Source organism: Xenorhabdus mauleonii (genome assembly GCF_900113945.1).
In the GTDB taxonomy this organism is placed as follows: domain Bacteria; phylum Pseudomonadota; class Gammaproteobacteria; order Enterobacterales; family Enterobacteriaceae; genus Xenorhabdus; species Xenorhabdus mauleonii.
Map to the genome: position 1 here is coordinate 1 of NZ_FORG01000021.1, position 16,829 is coordinate 16,829.

The 16,829-nt window shown below is 44.5% G+C and carries 17 protein-coding genes; 10 read left to right on the top strand and 7 right to left on the bottom strand.

The window, feature by feature from the left end; all coding sequences use genetic code 11:
- Nucleotides 1-199: 199 nt before the first annotated feature.
- The 4 genes from dicD to aspA all read right to left on the bottom strand — a co-directional run bounded on the left by dicD (nt 200) and on the right by aspA (nt 5,684).
- On the bottom strand, nt 200-772 hold the full coding sequence (gene dicD / locus BM100_RS16715) for a division control transcriptional repressor DicD (RefSeq protein ID WP_092513000.1): 573 nt from the start codon (nt 770-772) through the stop codon (nt 200-202).
- 36 nt (nt 773-808) lie between these two features.
- Nucleotides 809-2,608, bottom strand: coding sequence for a protein-disulfide reductase DsbD (locus BM100_RS16720; RefSeq protein WP_092513002.1), 1,800 nt, complete (start codon nt 2,606-2,608; stop codon nt 809-811).
- A gap of 209 nt (nt 2,609-2,817) precedes the next feature.
- Nucleotides 2,818-4,119: an anaerobic C4-dicarboxylate transporter gene (locus BM100_RS16725; protein WP_092513004.1), complete on the bottom strand. Its 1,302-nt coding sequence runs from the start codon at nt 4,117-4,119 to the stop codon at nt 2,818-2,820.
- A 140-nt stretch (nt 4,120-4,259) separates the two neighbouring features.
- Nucleotides 4,260-5,684, bottom strand: a complete 1,425-nt coding sequence (gene aspA / locus BM100_RS16730; protein ID WP_092513006.1) for an aspartate ammonia-lyase — start codon at nt 5,682-5,684, stop codon at nt 4,260-4,262.
- Nucleotides 5,685-6,071: 387 nt separating this feature from the next.
- Here aspA and BM100_RS16735 point away from each other — a divergent pair, with 387 nt between their 5' ends.
- From BM100_RS16735 to BM100_RS16750, 4 genes are all read left to right on the top strand, one after another.
- Complete coding sequence (locus BM100_RS16735; RefSeq protein WP_092513008.1) at nt 6,072-6,602, top strand: FxsA family protein; 531 nt, start codon at nt 6,072-6,074, stop codon at nt 6,600-6,602.
- Between the two features lie 176 nt (nt 6,603-6,778).
- Complete coding sequence (locus BM100_RS16740; protein ID WP_092513011.1) at nt 6,779-7,072, top strand: co-chaperone GroES; 294 nt, start codon at nt 6,779-6,781, stop codon at nt 7,070-7,072.
- Between the two features lie 54 nt (nt 7,073-7,126).
- Entirely contained in the window at nt 7,127-8,773 is a 1,647-nt protein-coding gene (groL, locus tag BM100_RS16745) for a chaperonin GroEL (protein ID WP_092513013.1), read from the top strand.
- A gap of 158 nt (nt 8,774-8,931) precedes the next feature.
- Nucleotides 8,932-9,273, top strand: a complete 342-nt coding sequence (locus BM100_RS16750; protein WP_092513015.1) for a DUF4156 domain-containing protein — start codon at nt 8,932-8,934, stop codon at nt 9,271-9,273.
- A 359-nt stretch (nt 9,274-9,632) separates the two neighbouring features.
- Here BM100_RS16750 and epmB read toward each other — a convergent pair whose 3' ends face one another.
- Nucleotides 9,633-10,661, bottom strand: a complete 1,029-nt coding sequence (epmB, locus tag BM100_RS16755) for an EF-P beta-lysylation protein EpmB (protein WP_092513017.1) — start codon at nt 10,659-10,661, stop codon at nt 9,633-9,635.
- Between the two features lie 41 nt (nt 10,662-10,702).
- On the opposite strand from epmB, the gene efp reads away from it, so the two are divergent.
- Together efp and sugE are read left to right on the top strand one after the other, a co-directional pair.
- Complete coding sequence (efp, locus tag BM100_RS16760; RefSeq protein WP_092513019.1) at nt 10,703-11,269, top strand: elongation factor P; 567 nt, start codon at nt 10,703-10,705, stop codon at nt 11,267-11,269.
- A 203-nt stretch (nt 11,270-11,472) separates the two neighbouring features.
- Entirely contained in the window at nt 11,473-11,787 is a 315-nt protein-coding gene (gene sugE / locus BM100_RS16770) for a quaternary ammonium compound efflux SMR transporter SugE (RefSeq protein WP_092513023.1), read from the top strand.
- Nucleotides 11,788-11,830: 43 nt separating this feature from the next.
- Here sugE and BM100_RS16775 read toward each other — a convergent pair whose 3' ends face one another.
- Nucleotides 11,831-12,043 carry a helix-turn-helix domain-containing protein gene (locus BM100_RS16775; protein WP_092513025.1) on the bottom strand — a complete coding sequence of 71 codons (213 nt, stop codon included), beginning with the start codon at nt 12,041-12,043 and terminating at the stop codon, nt 11,831-11,833.
- 218 nt (nt 12,044-12,261) lie between these two features.
- On the opposite strand from BM100_RS16775, the gene BM100_RS16780 reads away from it, so the two are divergent.
- Nucleotides 12,262-12,432: a helix-turn-helix domain-containing protein gene (locus BM100_RS16780; RefSeq protein WP_319928277.1), complete on the top strand. Its 171-nt coding sequence runs from the start codon at nt 12,262-12,264 to the stop codon at nt 12,430-12,432.
- Nucleotides 12,433-12,690: 258 nt separating this feature from the next.
- A complete protein-coding gene (locus BM100_RS16785; RefSeq protein WP_092513029.1) occupies nt 12,691-13,476 on the top strand; it encodes a sulfite exporter TauE/SafE family protein in 786 nt (261 codons plus the stop codon).
- 54 nt (nt 13,477-13,530) lie between these two features.
- On the opposite strand, the gene uriH is transcribed toward BM100_RS16785, so the two are convergent.
- Nucleotides 13,531-14,481: a uridine-preferring nucleoside hydrolase UriH gene (uriH, locus tag BM100_RS16790; RefSeq protein ID WP_092513031.1), complete on the bottom strand. Its 951-nt coding sequence runs from the start codon at nt 14,479-14,481 to the stop codon at nt 13,531-13,533.
- A 536-nt stretch (nt 14,482-15,017) separates the two neighbouring features.
- On the opposite strand from uriH, the gene BM100_RS16795 reads away from it, so the two are divergent.
- On the top strand, nt 15,018-16,319 hold the full coding sequence (locus tag BM100_RS16795) for an NAD(P)/FAD-dependent oxidoreductase (protein WP_092513133.1): 1,302 nt from the start codon (nt 15,018-15,020) through the stop codon (nt 16,317-16,319).
- A 122-nt stretch (nt 16,320-16,441) separates the two neighbouring features.
- Nucleotides 16,442-16,822 carry a cupin domain-containing protein gene (locus tag BM100_RS16800; RefSeq protein ID WP_092513033.1) on the top strand — a complete coding sequence of 127 codons (381 nt, stop codon included), beginning with the start codon at nt 16,442-16,444 and terminating at the stop codon, nt 16,820-16,822.
- Nucleotides 16,823-16,829 lie beyond the last annotated feature (7 nt).

Below are 16,829 nucleotides of genomic sequence, written 5' to 3' on the forward strand. Positions count from 1 at the left end.
CCGGAGGCGGAATCGAACCACCGACACGGGGATTTTCAATCCCCTGCTCTACCGACTGAGCTATCCGGGCTAACGGGGCGCATTAAACCGTATTCGCCCCAATCCGTCAAACACTTTCTGTAAAAAAATGATGAAAATTGATTGTTTGCTGTATTTTTATACCAAACCGGTATGGTTATTCAGCTTTGCTCATTTTTTATCAACTCAATGCACCATTTTTTCGGCATGCTGCGATGGTTAAAATATCCTGAGCCAGCAGTTTTGCTGTGTTCACATCATCAATATTTCTTTTCACTAATAGCTTACTGAGACATCCTTCAAGGATAAGTTCCATCTGTTTGGCAACTTGCTCGTTGTCGTCGATATCAAGTTGTTGCAACAACTCCACTGTGTAGGAGAATGAATTTTGCTTTTGCAGTTCTGCCAATTGGTGGATTGGATGATCAGCTTCAGGGAAGGCGCTACAGGCGGCAATAAATAAGCAGCCGGGATAGCGTTGTTCCAGTACTTTTTCTTTGAGGGTATCGTACCGCACCAATAATTTTTGTTCTGGCGTCAGGGATTCATCCAGCAGAATTTGACGTTGCCAAATTTCAATCTGCTGGCTGTGATAACGCAGGCAGTCGTAGAGCAAAGCCTCACGATCAGGCCAAAAATGTTGTATATGGTCGATATTAATATCAAGGGGAGTTAAAAGTGTCTCCAATGTCGCTGACAGACCATGTTGCTCTAGTGAGTTTAGGACATTGCTAAGCACGTATTCACGTTGCACGGCGGCTCTCCTTCCTAGTTACTGTTGTTGCAAATATTATTGCTGTTGCAAATGTTGTAGTTGTTGTATGTGTTGTTCAAAACGTTCTGCATTCATGAATCCATTGACCCGGGCGTTGGTTGGTTCATTTCCTTGAGCGTCAAAAAATAAGATAGTAGGAAGCCCCAGTACCTTTAGTTTTTGCAGTAATTCTTTTTGTTTTGGCCCGTTATCGGTGACATCTGCTTGTAATAAGAGAAACTGACTTAATTGTGCCTGCACTTGGGGATCACTGAAAGTGTATTTTTCAAACTCTTTGCAGGCGACGCACCAATCTGCATAGAGATCCAGCATAATCGGCTGGCCGCGTTTTTCCGCTAAAATCTGGCTTAATTCTTGCCAATCACTGATTTGTTGGAATTTTATTGATGCTTTTTGTTGCTCTGCGGTCGGGCTGCCCCATACCCAGTCTTGTAAAGGGCGCGATGCAATCAGCGCAAGTGCCAGCAAAATTATCTGCAAGGTTCGCAACCAGCCATTTTTGCTGTTTAGTGTCAGGGAGAATGCCCAGATAAGGAAGGAGACTGCCAACATACTCCATAACCGGATTCCCCATGTATCACCGAGCACTCGTTCCAGCAGGAATACAGGCAGTGCCAGAATAATAAAGCCGAATGCTTCTTTGACATATTGCATCCACGGGCCACTGCGCGGCAGGAGTTTATGGCCGAACAACGTGACGGCGATAAGCGGTATTCCCATGCCCAGTGCATAAAGATAAAGAGTCACGCCCCCAAAGAATGTGTCACCGGTTTGTGCAATATAGAGCAAGATGGCGCTGAGAGGTGCGGTAGTGCAGGGTGATGCGATAAGCCCCGCTAAGGCACCCATGACAAATACGCCGATGTAGGAACCGCTTTGCTGTTGATTGCTCCAATTGACCAATCGGGTTTGGAGTGAAGAGGGGAGTTGCAAGTTGTACAGCTCAAACATTGATAAGGCCAACAGAATAAACAGCACTGACAGCCCGACCAGGATGTAAGGGTTTTGCAGGGCAGCTTGAAACTGTAACCCGGCAGCGGCGACAACCAATCCAAGTGCGGTATAAGTAAGTGCCATACCTTGGACGTAGCTCATGGCAAGCCAGAAGATGCGTTTCAAGCTCTCAGGTCGTTTTGGCCCTAAAATGATGCTGGAAATCAGCGGGTACATGGGCAAAATGCAAGGCGTAAATCCAATGCCGATACCAATCAAGATTGCCCATAAAGGTGAGAATGGCACGTCATGATTTTGGTTATCAGGTGTTTCCTGCGGTAAGGCGCCTTTTGAGGATAATGCTTCTTGAGATGCCGCGGTATCGGGCGACGCTGTGGTTTCACTATTATTGAGTGGCGCCGGATTATTTGGCAATGACGCCGCCGCTACAGCTTGCAATGGTACGGTCAGCGTTTCAGGGGGATAACAATAACCCGCTTCTGCGCATCCTTGATAGGTTACCTGCAAAGAGGAATCGTTGGAGGCTGACAGAATAGGAATATTAATGTGTGCTGATTGAAAATAAACTTCGGTCTTCCCGAAGAACTCATCTTCATGATCCGTACCTTTGGCATAGTCTATTTGGCCTAACGATGCCTGTGTCGGAATTATTTTGAACTGTTCTCGGTAGAGATAATAACCAGGTTTAATGTCCCAATTTAACGTGAGATCATTTCCTTTTTGCTGAAAATCAAACACAAATGCCCTTTCAGCAGGAAGGTAGATATTTTGCCCTGGTTGCTCAAATAGCGCACTGGCTTTGATAGGAGAAAGAGCGATAGCGCTGAACAGTAGAAAAAACATGAGAATACGTTTCATCATAAGCAATTTTTAGCCTGCCTGTATCGTGGGTTTCATTCGTAAAATTCGTCACAGTCTGCACTATAACCGATGACGGTCATGGCAGAAAGCCACTTGATTAATATTAATACAATGTTGTTTTTTGATAGAAAAATATTCAGGGGCGGGAATATCTCAGGAGCATGTTAGCCCCTGAGATAATGATTTTTCACTTTGTTGATCTTGTGAAGTTACAGGATGATGCCACCAAACAGGAACCCAAAGGTGACCGCCAAAATAACGGCGATAGTGCCGGGGATAAAGAATGGATGATTGAATACAAAGCGACCGATACGGGTTGTACCGGTATCATCCATCTGCACGGCAGCAACCAGTGTCGGATAAGTTGGCAGGATAAACAAACCAGACACAGCCGAGAAAGAGGCGATTGCCGTTAATGGTGTAACATGCAGTGCCAAAGCCATTGGCATTAGTGCCTTAGCGGTTGCGGCCTGTGAATAGAGTAAAGCTGAACAGAAGAAGAAAATAACAGCCAGTAACCACGGTTGAGCATGAATCAGGCTGCCTGCGGTTTCTTTTATCCAATGAATGTTGGCCTGTACAAACGTATCCCCCAGCCACGCGACACCTAGAATACAGATACATGCGCTCATGCCTGCTTTAAAGGTACTTGAGTTCAAGATGGCATCGGTATCAACGGAGCAAATAATGGTGGTGAGGGTGGCAACACTGAGCATAATGATCAGGATTGCATTGGTGGTGTTCATCAGCGGTTTTTCAACCAATCCAATGCTTGGGCTATTGATAATGGCATAAATAACAACGCCGATAACGCCCAGCAGGAACAACAAAACAGACAGTTTTGCTTTAGGTTTAATTTGAATCTCGCTGGCACCACGCATTTCTACCAGGCCATCCGCAAGGCGTTTTTGGTAGGTAGGATCATTTGACAGCTTGGAATCGAAGCACCATGAAATGATGAATGACATAAGGATGATGGCGCAAAGCGTTGAGGGCAGCAACACCATAAGCAGGTGAATATAGCTGATGCCTTGTCCTTCCATGATAGAGGCCATGTAAACAACCGCGGCCGAAATCGGGGACGCGGTGATCCCTATCTGGGCTGCAACAACTGCGGTGGAGAGTGGGCGGCACGGTTTTATGCCTTGCTCTTTAGCGACTTCCGCAATAACCGGCAATGTTGCCAGTGAGATGTTCCCTGTCCCTGCAAATAAAGTCAGAAAATACGTGACGATAGGTGCCAGGATTGTGATGTATTTAGGATTCCTGCGCAGTAATTTTTCAGTTTGCTGAACGAGATAGTCCAGCCCCCCAGCCACTTGCATGGCTGATATCGCAGCGATAACGGCCATAATAATTGAGATAACATCAAATGGAATGGAACCTGGCTTAACACCAATGACAGCAAGGGCCAGAACCCCGATACCACCTGCAAAGCCAATACCAATCCCCCCTAATCTTGCCCCCAGAAAAATGGCCAGCAGAACAATCACCAATTCTACGGCTAACATGTTAAATACTCCTTCATTTATTTAGTCTTATGAAAATTTATGGTTAATACTTTGTGTTTGCAGCAAATTAAAAAGGCACGCTTCCGGTTGGAATTGCGTGCCTTAGTAATTAAGACGAGCTTGTTATTATAAGCATTTAATTAGTCATCAAAACGTTTTGCTTTATAAGTTGGATGTTTTAAGTTTTCAACGGAGAAAATATCATCTAACTCAGACTCAGTCAGCAAGCCTCGCTCCAGTACAACTTCGCGTACGCTCTTGCCGGTTTCAGCACAGATCTTACCTACGATATCGCCATTGTGGTGGCCGATGAATGGATTCAGATAAGTGACGATGCCGATAGAGTTGAATACAAAACTTTCGCAAACTTCTTTGTTGGCAGTAATGCCGTTAACGCATTTTTCAACCAGGTTGCGGCATGCATTGCTCAGGATAGACATTGATTCAAACATCGCCTGACCAATTGCTGGTTCCATTACGTTAAGCTGCAACTGGCCTGCTTCTGCGGCCATTGTGATACAAGTATCGTTACCAATGACTTTGAAGCAAACTTGGTTAACAACTTCTGGTACCACTGGGTTGACTTTAGCTGGCATGATGGAAGAACCGGCTTGCAGTTCTGGCAGGTTGATTTCATTCAGGCCCGCGCGAGGACCGGATGACAACAGACGCAAGTCGTTACAGATCTTGGACATTTTAACTGCCAGACGTTTTAACGCACCGTGAACCATGACGTAAGCGCCGCAGTCGGAAGTGGCTTCAATCAAGTCTTCCGCTGGGACACAAGGCAAACCAGTCACTTCGGCCAATTTTTCAACAACCAGTTGCTGATACCCTGGTGCAGTGTTCAAACCTGTACCAATCGCAGTTGCACCCAGGTTGACTTCCAGCAGCAGTTCAGCCGTACGGGTAATATTTTTGATTTCTTCTTTCAACAAAATAGAGAAAGCACGGAATTCTTGGCCCAGAGTCATTGGAACCGCATCTTGCAACTGGGTACGGCCCATTTTCAGAATGTCGTCGAATTCAACTGTTTTTTTGTCAAAGCCCGCTTTCAGTAATTCAATAGAATCAAGCAATTGCACCAGTGAATTATAGACAGCGATGCGGAAGCCAGTAGGGTAGGCATCGTTGGTTGACTGGCTTCTGTTCAGGTGATCATTCGGGTTCAGGAACTCATATTCACCTTTTTGGTGTCCCATCAATTCGAGACCGATATTTGCCAGTACCTCGTTGGTATTCATGTTCAGAGAGGTACCTGCTCCCCCTTGGAATACATCAACAGGGAATTGATCCATGCACTTGCCTGTGTTGAGAAGCTCATCACAAGCTTTAACAATAACGTCCGCTATTTTCCCAGGAATTGTATGAAGTTCTTTGTTCGCCATTGCCGCGGCTTTCTTCACCAGAACCATGCCACGGATGAACTCAGGAACATCATTGATAGTACGGTCACTGATATAAAAATTTTCAATCGCACGTAGAGTGTGAATACCGTAATAGGCTTCAGCAGGGACTTCTCGTTTACCTAACAGGTCTTCTTCGATACGAATGTTGTTTGACATGAGAACCTTCTTAAAATTGGATACGTTTACTGTTCTATTATGTGTTTGTTGAATAATTCATGTTGCCGACAACAACTGGCGTGATATTAATCACTTATCACGAAATTGTTGGCGCGATCATATGTGGATTTATTATAAATGCCTTGAACCTGGATCACTTTATAGTGCTATTTTATTAATGAAATGACGTTTGTGTGACTGGTGTCACAATTACAGAAGTGAAAAGTCAAGCAACTGAAGTATCGAAATGAGGTATTGAAAACGGCCATTGCTATCCCCACATATGTGATCTAACCCCCGTACTATATGATCTGACACCGTATTATGTGGTTTCGCATAATGTTAATGATTAATAGAGTGGACAATAAATATTGAAAGGAGAACCACGTGCGTTGGCTCCCACTTATTCTGATATGCCTGCTGGTTTACATTGAATCCGTCCTGTTTGTTCGCATTGCTTCTGAAATTGGGGTGCTGCTGACTTTGCTGCTGGTTGTTCTTACTTCCTGTGTGGGCGTATCCCTTGTGCGTAACCAAGGCATCAAAACATTCATGTCAATGCAGCAAAAAATCGCTGCCGGTGAAAGCCCCGCAGAAGATGCGATTAAAAGTGTGTCGCTGGTCATGGCGGGATTTTTATTGCTGCTGCCCGGTTTCTTCACTGATTTCCTTGGATTGTTGCTACTGCTGCCTCCCGTACAGAAACTGCTAACAATGAAGTTGCTGCCCCATATTAATTTTTACCGTTCGAACACTTTTCAGGGTTCAGGCAATTACGGTGGATATGATAAGAAAGGGCAAACTTTTGAAGGCGAATATGAGCGCAGGCAAGAAGATTCTTCTCATACATTGGATGATAAAAAATCTGATGATCAGCGCAAAAATAGCGAACATGACAGTGAATACGATAAAAAATAGCAGTGTTTGCTTGGGTGAAAATTTCAACAGGTAAGAAAAAAGTAAAATATTTTTTTCTGTCTGCCCTTGAAGTACTAACCTTAAGCCCCAACTTGTAGCTTCATGGTACTGGTTCTGTTGGGTTCTGGTATCAATCCTCTTACCTGATATGGACTTTATTTATAGGAGATCTCTCAATGAAAATTCGTCCATTACATGACCGCGTTATCGTCAAGCGTACAGAAGTTGAATCTAAATCCGCTGGCGGAATTGTTCTGACTGGCTCTGCTGCGGGCAAATCTACCCGTGGGGAAATCTTGGCAGTTGGCAATGGTCGCATCCTTGAAAGTGGGGAAGTGAAGGCGCTGGATGTAAAAGTGGGTGATACCGTCATTTTTAATGAAGGTTACGGCGTGAAAACAGAAAAGATCGATAATGAAGAAGTATTGATCATGTCTGAAAGCGACATTCTGGCAATTGTTGAAGCGTAATTGAATCTCTTACGCTAGATCTTCTTAATAGAACGAATTTAAAGGAAAGAAACAATGGCAGCTAAAGACGTAAAATTTGGTAATGATGCTCGCAGTAAAATGCTGCGCGGTGTGAATGTACTGGCCGATGCGGTTAAAGTTACTCTGGGTCCTAAAGGCCGTAACGTAGTTTTGGACAAATCTTTTGGTGCACCAGTTATCACTAAAGACGGTGTATCTGTAGCACGTGAAATCGAATTGGAAGACAAATTCGAGAACATGGGCGCTCAGATGGTTAAAGAAGTCGCCTCTAAAGCCAATGATGCTGCGGGCGATGGTACTACTACTGCAACCGTACTGGCTCAAGCTATCGTCACCGAAGGTCTGAAAGCTGTTGCTGCGGGTATGAACCCAATGGATCTGAAGCGTGGTATCGATAAAGCGGTTATTGCAGCAGTTGAAGAACTGAAAAAACTGTCCGTACCTTGCTCTGATTCCACTGCTATTGCGCAGGTTGGTACAATCTCTGCAAACTCCGACGAAACTGTAGGTAAACTTATCGCAGAAGCGATGGACAAAGTCGGTAAAGAAGGTGTAATCACCGTTGAAGAAGGTACTGGTCTGGAAGACGAGCTGGACGTTGTTGAAGGTATGCAGTTCGACCGCGGTTACCTGTCTCCTTATTTCATCAACAAGCCAGAATCCGGTTCTGTAGAATTGGAAAACCCATACATTCTGCTGGTTGACAAGAAAATCTCCAACATCCGTGAACTGCTGCCAGTTCTGGAAGGCGTAGCGAAAGCAAGCAAGCCTCTGATCATCATCGCTGAAGACGTAGAAGGCGAAGCGCTGGCAACTCTGGTTGTTAACAACATGCGTGGTATCGTGAAAGTTGCTGCGGTTAAAGCACCTGGCTTCGGTGACCGCCGTAAAGCAATGCTGCAAGACATCGCTACTCTGACCAACGGTACTGTTATCTCTGAAGAGATCGGTCTGGAGCTGGAAAAAGCAACTCTGGAAGATCTGGGTCAGGCTAAACGCGTTGTTATCAACAAAGACACCACTACTATCATTGATGGCGTTGGTGAAGAAAGCGCAATTGCTGCTCGCGTTACTCAAATCCGTCAGCAAATCGAAGAATCTACTTCTGATTACGACCGTGAAAAACTGCAAGAGCGTGTAGCTAAACTGGCAGGCGGTGTTGCTGTAATTAAAGTAGGTGCAGCGACTGAAGTTGAGATGAAAGAAAAACGCGCTCGCGTTGACGATGCACTGCACGCAACTCGTGCGGCTGTAGAAGAAGGTGTTGTTGCTGGTGGTGGTGTTGCTCTGGTTCGTGTAGCTGCTGCTATCACTGAGCTGACTGGCGACAACGAAGATCAGAACGTGGGCATCCGTGTTGCACTGCGTGCAATGGAAGCGCCAATGCGTCAGATCGTTGACAATGCTGGCGAAGAGCCATCTGTTGTTGTTAACAACGTGAAAGCAGGTCAGAACAACTACGGTTATAACGCTGCAACTGAACAGTACGGCGACATGATCGACATGGGTATTCTGGATCCAACCAAAGTAACCCGTTCTGCACTGCAATTCGCAGCATCTATCGCTGGCCTGATGATCACCACTGAAGCAATGGTGACTGAGCTGCCTAAAGAAGACAAAGCTGACTTAGGCGCAGCTGGCGGCATGGGCGGCATGGGTGGAATGGGCGGCATGATGTAATGCTGTTCATCCTGATGGTGGAATTACCCAACCCACTAGGATAAAAGTTTGAAGGCGAGCATAAAAAATGCTCGCCTTTTTATTTTTTTGTCTTAATTGCATTCAAAAGGGTATATTTATCATCATGGTAGAAGCTCCTATAACCAATGAGGGAAGATATGCGAATTAAAATGTGGCTCGGTGTATCCGTATTGTTGTTGGCAGGATGTACGACTAATCATCAATTGACTTCTGCTGGCGCCAATGTGCGTTTTGTGGATGAGCAACCAGGCAATGAGTGTCAGCGATTGGGTGAAGTTGTCGGTACCCAAAGCAATTGGCTTAATGGCGTGAGTAATGAAAGCAGCTCAATGCGCAGTGCCGCAAATGACTTACGCAATAAAGCGGCTGAGTTGGGTGGTAATGTCATTTATGGCGCAAACAGCCCATCTGAAAATTTACTGGGCAGTTTTGTTCCTCTGGATAGCAAAATGGCAGGCCAAGTCTATAAATGCCCTTAGTCATCAACGACTGAATAATAAAACAGCCCCGTAGATGAGGCAGTACTGTTATTTGTATTTGGATGAAAAATATCGATGGGGTTGGTGAGAAAGTTGTTTGGGCAATGCTCAGAAGGATGCTTTGTAACATCTAACGTTACGTATCTATTTGGCTTCTGTGCGCTGCCCATTTATACCCTTGGTCTTTCAAGTTGCCTCTTTGTTGGCTGCACTCATCCACCCTTGTCACATAGTTATCTATGCTCCCGGGGATGAATTCCCTTGCCACCGCGATGCAACTTGAAATCCATTGGGTATAATAGTTGTTCGTCAATGATTGCGGAGAATTAATCAGCCACTAACCCGCATAAGAAATACCACTAGGCTTGGGTTAGGCCTAAATCCAACGGTGTTTTGCTGGGTTCCCCACCAATTTCCCGCGTCAATTTTGGCACCAGATAGCCAGAGACTTTAGTCAAGAGTTCCCGCATGATCGCTCTTGCTTCTTCATCTTCCACAAGAAAATGGGCTGCTCCTTGAACTTTATCCAAAACGTGGATGTAGTAAGGCAAGATGCCTGCGTCGAAAAGCGTGTTACTTAAATCTGCCAGTGTATCAGCATCATTATTGATATCACGCAGCAGCACACTTTGGTTTAAAAGCGTGACACCTGCCTGCTTAAGCCGCATCATACTTTCCCGCAATGCATCATCAATTTCATTCGCATGGTTGATATGCGTCACCATGATGACTTGCAAATCGGACTGGGCCAAACGATGACAGAGTACAGGGGTGATGCGATCGGGGATCACCACGGGTAGGCGTGTATGGATCCGCAACCGTTTAATGTGGGGAATAGACTCAATACGGCTAATGAGCCAATCCAGCTCATGATCTTTGGCCATCAGCGGATCACCGCCGGAGAATATAATCTCATTTAGCTCAGTGTGTTGTTCGATATAATCCAGCGCAATTTGCCAGTTGTTTTTATTGCCTTTGTTGTCTTCGTAAGGAAAATGGCGACGGAAACAATAGCGGCAATTGACCGCACAGCCTCCTTTTACCAATAACAAGGCTCGGTTGCGATATTTATGCAACAATCCGGGAACAACACTCTTTTGTTCATCTAATGGATCAGTGGAAAAACCGGGCGTTGTGACAAATTCTTCCCGGGCGGTCAGGACTTGCAATAGCAGGGGATCGCGTGGATCGCCTTTTTTCATTCGTGCTGCAAATGCTTTTGGCACACGTAAAGGAAATAACCGCTTTGCCTCATTACCTTCTTTCAGTATGGCATGCGCATCCAAGGACAATAGTTGCAACAACTCATTGGGATCAGTAATAACATCCGCAAGTTGTTGTAGCCAGACTTCTCTGACAGGGGGAATGTGGGTTATAATGTGTGCCATTTTTTCGGCTATGCCATTTTGTTAAAAATTAGAGGATCTCCATGGCTACTTATAGTACCAATGAATTCCGTTCAGGTCTTAAAATCATGTTAGATGGCGAGCCGTGCGCTATTCTTGACAGTGAATTTGTTAAACCAGGTAAAGGTCAAGCGTTTGCCCGCGTTCGTATTCGTAAACTGATTTCCGGTAAACTGCTGGAAAAAACTTTTAAATCAACAGATTCCGTTGAAAGTGCAGATGTCATGGATATGAACTTGACCTATTTGTACAACGACGGTGAATTCTGGCATTTCATGAACAACGAAACTTTCGAGCAGCTGGCTGCGGATGAGAAAGCTGTTGGTGACAATGCTAAGTGGCTGATCGATCAGGCAGAATGTATTCTGACTCTGTGGAATGGCCGCCCTATCGCTGTAACTCCACCAAACTTTGTTGAGCTGGAAATAGTTGAAACTGATCCAGGTTTGAAAGGCGATACCGCTGGTACTGGTGGTAAACCAGCAACCCTGAGCACTGGTGCAGTAGTAAAAGTACCTTTGTTTGTTCAGATTGGTGAAGTTATCAAAGTTGATACCCGTTCTAACGAATACGTATCTCGCGTGAAATAACCGCATCGATTATTTTAAAAAAACCGCGGCCTCTTCGTCTAGAGTCTGCGGTTTTTTTGTTGTGGAACATTGGTTATCATTGTTGAAGCCATTGGCCCAGATGGCTATAATTTCCTTTCATTTCTTATCGTTATTCGGGACGACCCGAATAAACGCCATCTCACTGGGGACGGCCCCATTTGTCATCTGATAAAGGGAAAAGCATGTCTTGGTTTATCCTCCTTATTGCGGGCTTGTTGGAAGTCGTCTGGGCTGTCGGCCTGAAATATACTCAAGGTTTTTCACGCTTGATACCGAGTGCCATTACGTTAAGCGCAATGATGGTCAGTGTGGGGCTACTGGCTTATGCCATGAAAAATTTACCGGCAGGCACGGCATACGCAGTGTGGACTGGCATAGGGGCAGTCGGTACGGCCATTTTTGGCATTATGGTTCTGGGCGAATCAGCAAATATTGCCAGGTTGTTTAGTCTTGTCCTGATTGTTGCCGGTATTATTGGGTTAAAGTTAGCCAGTTAGATGCTGATAAATGAACCCAGCCAAAGCTGGGTTCTATTCGTGGTTATTTTCCTTCATAGCGCGAGGGCCATATTTCTTCTGGCGTGCGCTCTAATGCCGCTGCGATAAGACGCTCCCCTTTTGGCCAATGTCGCTGTAATGCATTAGCAAGGGTTGAAGATGCAAGCCCCGCGGCTCGCGAGACTTCTGACAACGTTGTTCCACGTTTTTTCAACTCAGCGATAATATCGGCGGAATGCCAGTCTTTTTTTTCCATCCTTAATATCTCCAATTATCTATCGTTTTTTCAATTAAAAAGTAAGTTATTAACCAGTAGACTATAAGTCACATAGCATAGCATAACTCAGATTGAAACGTGACTCATAGTCCGTGGTCGGATAAGTAACACGAATCGATACTTATCGGATGAAAACATCGAACAACATCAGATCCCTTTTTGGGCAAAGAATCAGAGATCTCAGGAAAGCGGCAGGGATGTCACAGGAAGCTTTTGCTGATAAATGCGGGCTAGATCGCACATACGTAAGTGGGATTGAACGAGGTGTAAGAAATCCGACTTTAGAAATCATCTATGTGATTGCTAACGGGTTACAAGTTGAATTGAAAGAATTATTTGATTTCGAAACCCTATTCCCTCCTCATTAAAACCATCAGACGACAATTTTACCCGTCGTCTTTTAAGTCGTATTTTTGTTGGCAATACGCGCTTACCCCGGCTGCCGTTTTGATAAATATACGGTTATCTATCCTTCCGGGGACTCATTCCCATCCATTGTGAGCTTGTTGCAACAGCAACTATATCTATATTCTTTTTTTGAATACGATATGTCTTTTTGCCATATTATGTGGAAAATGTTTCGTTAACAGGTGAGTTTTGGTTCGATTCCGGCTGGAAATAAAATAATGTTATTAATTTCTGAGCTTGCAATTGGTGCGGGTATTGGTCTGGTTATCAGCACGACTGGCGTTGGTGGTGGTGTGATGGTTTTACCTATTCTGACCTATTTTTTTGGGTTAGATGCACTGGCTGCTGTCGCTACGGCTAATCTTCTATCCATGTTGATGAAAATATCATCATCATACATGCACTTTCGCATGGGAAATATCCCCCTGCGCCAATCTTTGATAATTCTTTTGATCATGATACCCGGTACGGTGCTGGCAAGTTATGGCGTCACTGCATTAAGCCATTCAAGCTATAACCAAATGAAAATTGAGTGGGGGATAAATCTGTTGGTCGTATTGGCTATCCTGTTTTCCCTGTATCTTTTTTACTGTCGAATACGTGCACCAGAGAAACCGATAATACAAATCATCCCCAAATCTGGCTCAATGAAGCCACTCTTATTGCCCGGTACAGGGGCAGGGCTATTGTTAGGCGCAACCGGTGTTGGAGGGGGCATTGTTGTGCTGCCATTTTTGCTGCGTTATGCACGGATGACTATCAAACAGGCTATTGGCGTATCTCTTTTTGTCACAATGCTGCTGTCGGGAACATCTGCTGTTGCTTATGCACAAGGCGGCCATACTGACTGGAGATTAGCGCTGATCTTGTTTGCTGGCTCTTTATTGGGGATCCCTTTTGCCAATTACTTGTTGAAGCAATTGTCTGACAAAGTATTTCAATATGCCACGCTGTTTCTGATTTTATGCAGTGCCTTGCTGATGGGGATTCGGTTGATTGGATAAAGAAGCCTTTGGTCATCACCGAAAAAACACGGTGTTAATGACCAAAGGAAATCATCAATAGGTTGTTTCTCCAATGTTTTTCAAAGCATCAATGACCAGCTGCCAGAATTTGGCATGATCTAACTTCACGGCCACTTGAGTATGGCAATCTTCTGGTGGTGGATAACGAAAATCAGCGACAGTCATTCCTGTTGTTAAGGTTCCTGTTAGTTCGATATCGACAGGAACTTTTTGGGTTGTCATCACAGCAGGATCGATCACATAGGCGACAGCACAAGGGTCATGTACGGGAGGATAGCCAAAGCCTTGGTGTTCACGGTATCTGTCACCGTAAAATTGCAGTGCATCCAAAACGAATTGGGCGGGGCGTGTTTTAATCTGAGAAATTGCCTCAATAATATCAGGTGTCGCCTGAGCCTGATGCGTAAGATCTAAACCAACCATAGTCAATGGCCACTTCTCATTAAAAACAATATGTGCAGCTTCTGGATCGATCACGATATTGAATTCGCCAACCGCACTTCTATTGCCTTTGTGATAGCCGCCTCCCATTAATACAACTTCCTTTACACGTTCAACAATCTGCGGCGCTTTGCGGGCTGCCATCGCGATATTTGTTAAACCGGCCGTCGGAACTAAGGTCACAGTTTTGGGTGGGTTCTCCATAATCACATCAATGATTAAATCAACGGCATGGCGAGGATCTAATTTCATTGTTGGCTCGGGCAAAATCGGGCCATCTAAACCAGTTTCACCATGAATATCCGGCGCAGTTTTAATTTCCCGCACAAGCGGCCGATGGCATCCTGCGGCAAAAGGAACACTGTGGATATTGGCTATGCGGGCAACGGCAAGAGCGTTGTGGGTCACTTTTTCGAGAAGCTGATTACCAACGACGGTTGTCACAGCCAGCAGTTCAATATCAGGGTTTCCGTGGGCAAGCAGGAGGGCAATGGCATCATCATGTCCAGGATCGCAATCAAGGATAATTTTCTTCGGCAGCATGTTTACTCCTTTTATACCTGTCGTTTTTCAAGTTGCGGCTTTATTGGCTGGGTAAAATGAGCTGGGCAAATTCGTTCCCTTGCCGCTGCGTCGCGCCTTGAAATCCAATGGATATCTCAACTAATTGTTTCTGCGAGTAATTTTTTGGCCACGCATTTACTGGTGACTAAATGTAAATATCTATTTTCAGAATAATTCATCACTAGAAAAATTCCTCGGAAAACCATCACAAAACCGTAACGGGAAAAATATTAATTATTGATTAAGTTCTTATTAATTGTGATTTGATTAACATATAAACAATAAATAAATTGAGCATTTTAGACACATATGATTCATATATATACCGATAAAGCGATATGAATATGATTGCTGAATGCAATATCATTAACTTATTAATATTTTTGTTTTGGTGTTTGTTGATACATCTGAATAACCAATATTCAATGGTTATGACAAACACTCTTGAACATGCAGAGTGACAAGGTCGTTATCTGTAATCGTCAAGGAAAAAACAGATGCTCACGGGGTATAACATGAATAATGAAATAGATTCATTGACATACTATGCGGCAACTAAGAAATATGATCTTCGCTTTCCAACACTGAAAGAAGATCTGGATGTTGATGTTGTTATTATTGGTGGCGGTTTTTCCGGTATCAATACAGCATTGGAACTTGCTGAAAAAGGCATCACAAATATTGCGATCTTAGAAGGCCGGACATTGGGATATGGCGGTACAGGCCGCAATGGTGGGCAGGTGATGACAGGGATTGGCCATGATATAGAAAGGATCAGGCGTCATGTCGGTGATAAGGGCTTAGAAACAATATTCAAAATCAGCAGCTTGGGCGCAGGGATCATTCGTGATCGAATCGCCAAATATGATATTCAGGCTGATTTTTGCCGCGGCTATGCTTATCTTGGCTGGAATGCACGCCATGAAAAAACATTGCAGAGTTGGTTGAAAGAATTCCGCTCGGCTTTACCTGATGAAGAAATTGAGCTTTATACTGGCGCAGATGTTAAAAAAGTCATCGGCTCAGAACGCTATACCTGTGCAATAAAACATATGGGAGGCGGGCATGTTCACTCACTTAATCTGATGTTGGGTGAAGCCAAAGCGGTGACAGAATATGGCGTCAAGATTTTCGAAAACAGCCAAGTTTTGAATGTGGAATATGGCCCAAGAGTCACAGTGCGTACAGCAATGGGATCTGTGCGCGCCGGTAAAATGCTGTGGGCATGTGACTCATTTTTGAATGGGCTGGAACCGACTATTTACCGAAAAACGATCAATACTTACGCCTTCCAGCTAATGACAGAAGAGCTGTCAGATGAGCTCATTGAAAGGATCAGCCCGATTCGCGGGGCTTACAGCGATATCAGTCCTATCATCGACTACTACCGTGTGACCAAAGAAAACCGCCTGTTATATGGTAGTGCGACGCAATTTATTGAATACATGCCTTCCGATTTAAAAGCATGGAACCGCAATATCATGCTGAAAACCTTCCCCTACCTGAAAGATGTAAAAATAGAATTGGCATGGGGCGGCCCAATGGCTTGCAGCGTTAATTTATTCCCGCAAATTGGCACCCTGCCTAACCACGACAATGTGTTCTATGTTCAGGGTTATTCAGGTTTTGGTGTGACTCCGAGCCACATTATTTGCAAGGTCCTGGCAGAAGGCATGAGCGAGGGATCTGATCGCTACTCACTACTGAGTTCAATCCCGCATCTCAATATCATTGGGAAAGATGAATTGAGGAATGTCCTGTTATCTGCCGGCAAGATTTGGCATCAGGTGTCAGGTTATTGGACGGGGCGTCTTTAATTTTATCTCTGCTCAATGCTTTTCTTTTCTCCATTGTTAACAGTATGGTTTGAAAGGCATTGTTTGAAAGGAATTGTTTGAAACATATTGTTTGAACGGTAAACACTAAAAGGTAGAAAGTCATGATAAAGCCATTATTGTTAGATAAAGCACTTCCTGAATTAATGCCATTTGGCAGTGTCACCAATCTTGGTTCTATTGTGGTGGAGGGAGACCCACAGGCGAGCGGCGCGATGATATTTGGGGAGCCTACGGATAATCTGACCTGCGGTATTTTCGCTTGCACCAAGGGCAAATTTAAAATGACCTATCCCTTCGATGAAATGGCAACAGTTCATGAAGGCTCCGTGAAACTGACGAATATTAAAACCGGAGAGATGGTTGAATATCATAAAGGTGACTCTTGGTTTGCGGCAAAAGGGACAGAAATATTGTGGGAAATCACCAGTGAGCGCTTCGTCAAACACTATATGGCATGCGTAAATGGGCAACTGTCCGGCTAGATAGGAG

What these genes read in the sequence shown, in the direction of transcription:
- BM100_RS16720 (WP_092513002.1), bottom strand. Translation starts at nt 2,608, where the DNA reads ATGATGAAACGTATTCTCATGTTTTTTCTACTGTTCAGCGCTATCGCT.
- BM100_RS16725 (WP_092513004.1), bottom strand. Translation starts at nt 4,119, where the DNA reads ATGTTAGCCGTAGAATTGGTGATTGTTCTGCTGGCCATTTTTCTGGGG.
- aspA (WP_092513006.1), bottom strand. Translation starts at nt 5,684, where the DNA reads ATGTCAAACAACATTCGTATCGAAGAAGACCTGTTAGGTAAACGAGAA.
- BM100_RS16740 (WP_092513011.1), top strand. Translation starts at nt 6,779, where the DNA reads ATGAAAATTCGTCCATTACATGACCGCGTTATCGTCAAGCGTACAGAA.
- groL (WP_092513013.1), top strand. Translation starts at nt 7,127, where the DNA reads ATGGCAGCTAAAGACGTAAAATTTGGTAATGATGCTCGCAGTAAAATG.
- BM100_RS16750 (WP_092513015.1), top strand. Translation starts at nt 8,932, where the DNA reads ATGCGAATTAAAATGTGGCTCGGTGTATCCGTATTGTTGTTGGCAGGA.
- epmB (WP_092513017.1), bottom strand. Translation starts at nt 10,661, where the DNA reads ATGGCACACATTATAACCCACATTCCCCCTGTCAGAGAAGTCTGGCTA.
- efp (WP_092513019.1), top strand. Translation starts at nt 10,703, where the DNA reads ATGGCTACTTATAGTACCAATGAATTCCGTTCAGGTCTTAAAATCATG.
- sugE (WP_092513023.1), top strand. Translation starts at nt 11,473, where the DNA reads ATGTCTTGGTTTATCCTCCTTATTGCGGGCTTGTTGGAAGTCGTCTGG.
- BM100_RS16775 (WP_092513025.1), bottom strand. Translation starts at nt 12,043, where the DNA reads ATGGAAAAAAAAGACTGGCATTCCGCCGATATTATCGCTGAGTTGAAA.
- BM100_RS16780 (WP_319928277.1), top strand. Translation starts at nt 12,262, where the DNA reads ATGTCACAGGAAGCTTTTGCTGATAAATGCGGGCTAGATCGCACATAC.
- BM100_RS16785 (WP_092513029.1), top strand. Translation starts at nt 12,691, where the DNA reads ATGTTATTAATTTCTGAGCTTGCAATTGGTGCGGGTATTGGTCTGGTT.
- uriH (WP_092513031.1), bottom strand. Translation starts at nt 14,481, where the DNA reads ATGCTGCCGAAGAAAATTATCCTTGATTGCGATCCTGGACATGATGAT.
- BM100_RS16795 (WP_092513133.1), top strand. Translation starts at nt 15,018, where the DNA reads ATGAATAATGAAATAGATTCATTGACATACTATGCGGCAACTAAGAAA.
- BM100_RS16800 (WP_092513033.1), top strand. Translation starts at nt 16,442, where the DNA reads ATGATAAAGCCATTATTGTTAGATAAAGCACTTCCTGAATTAATGCCA.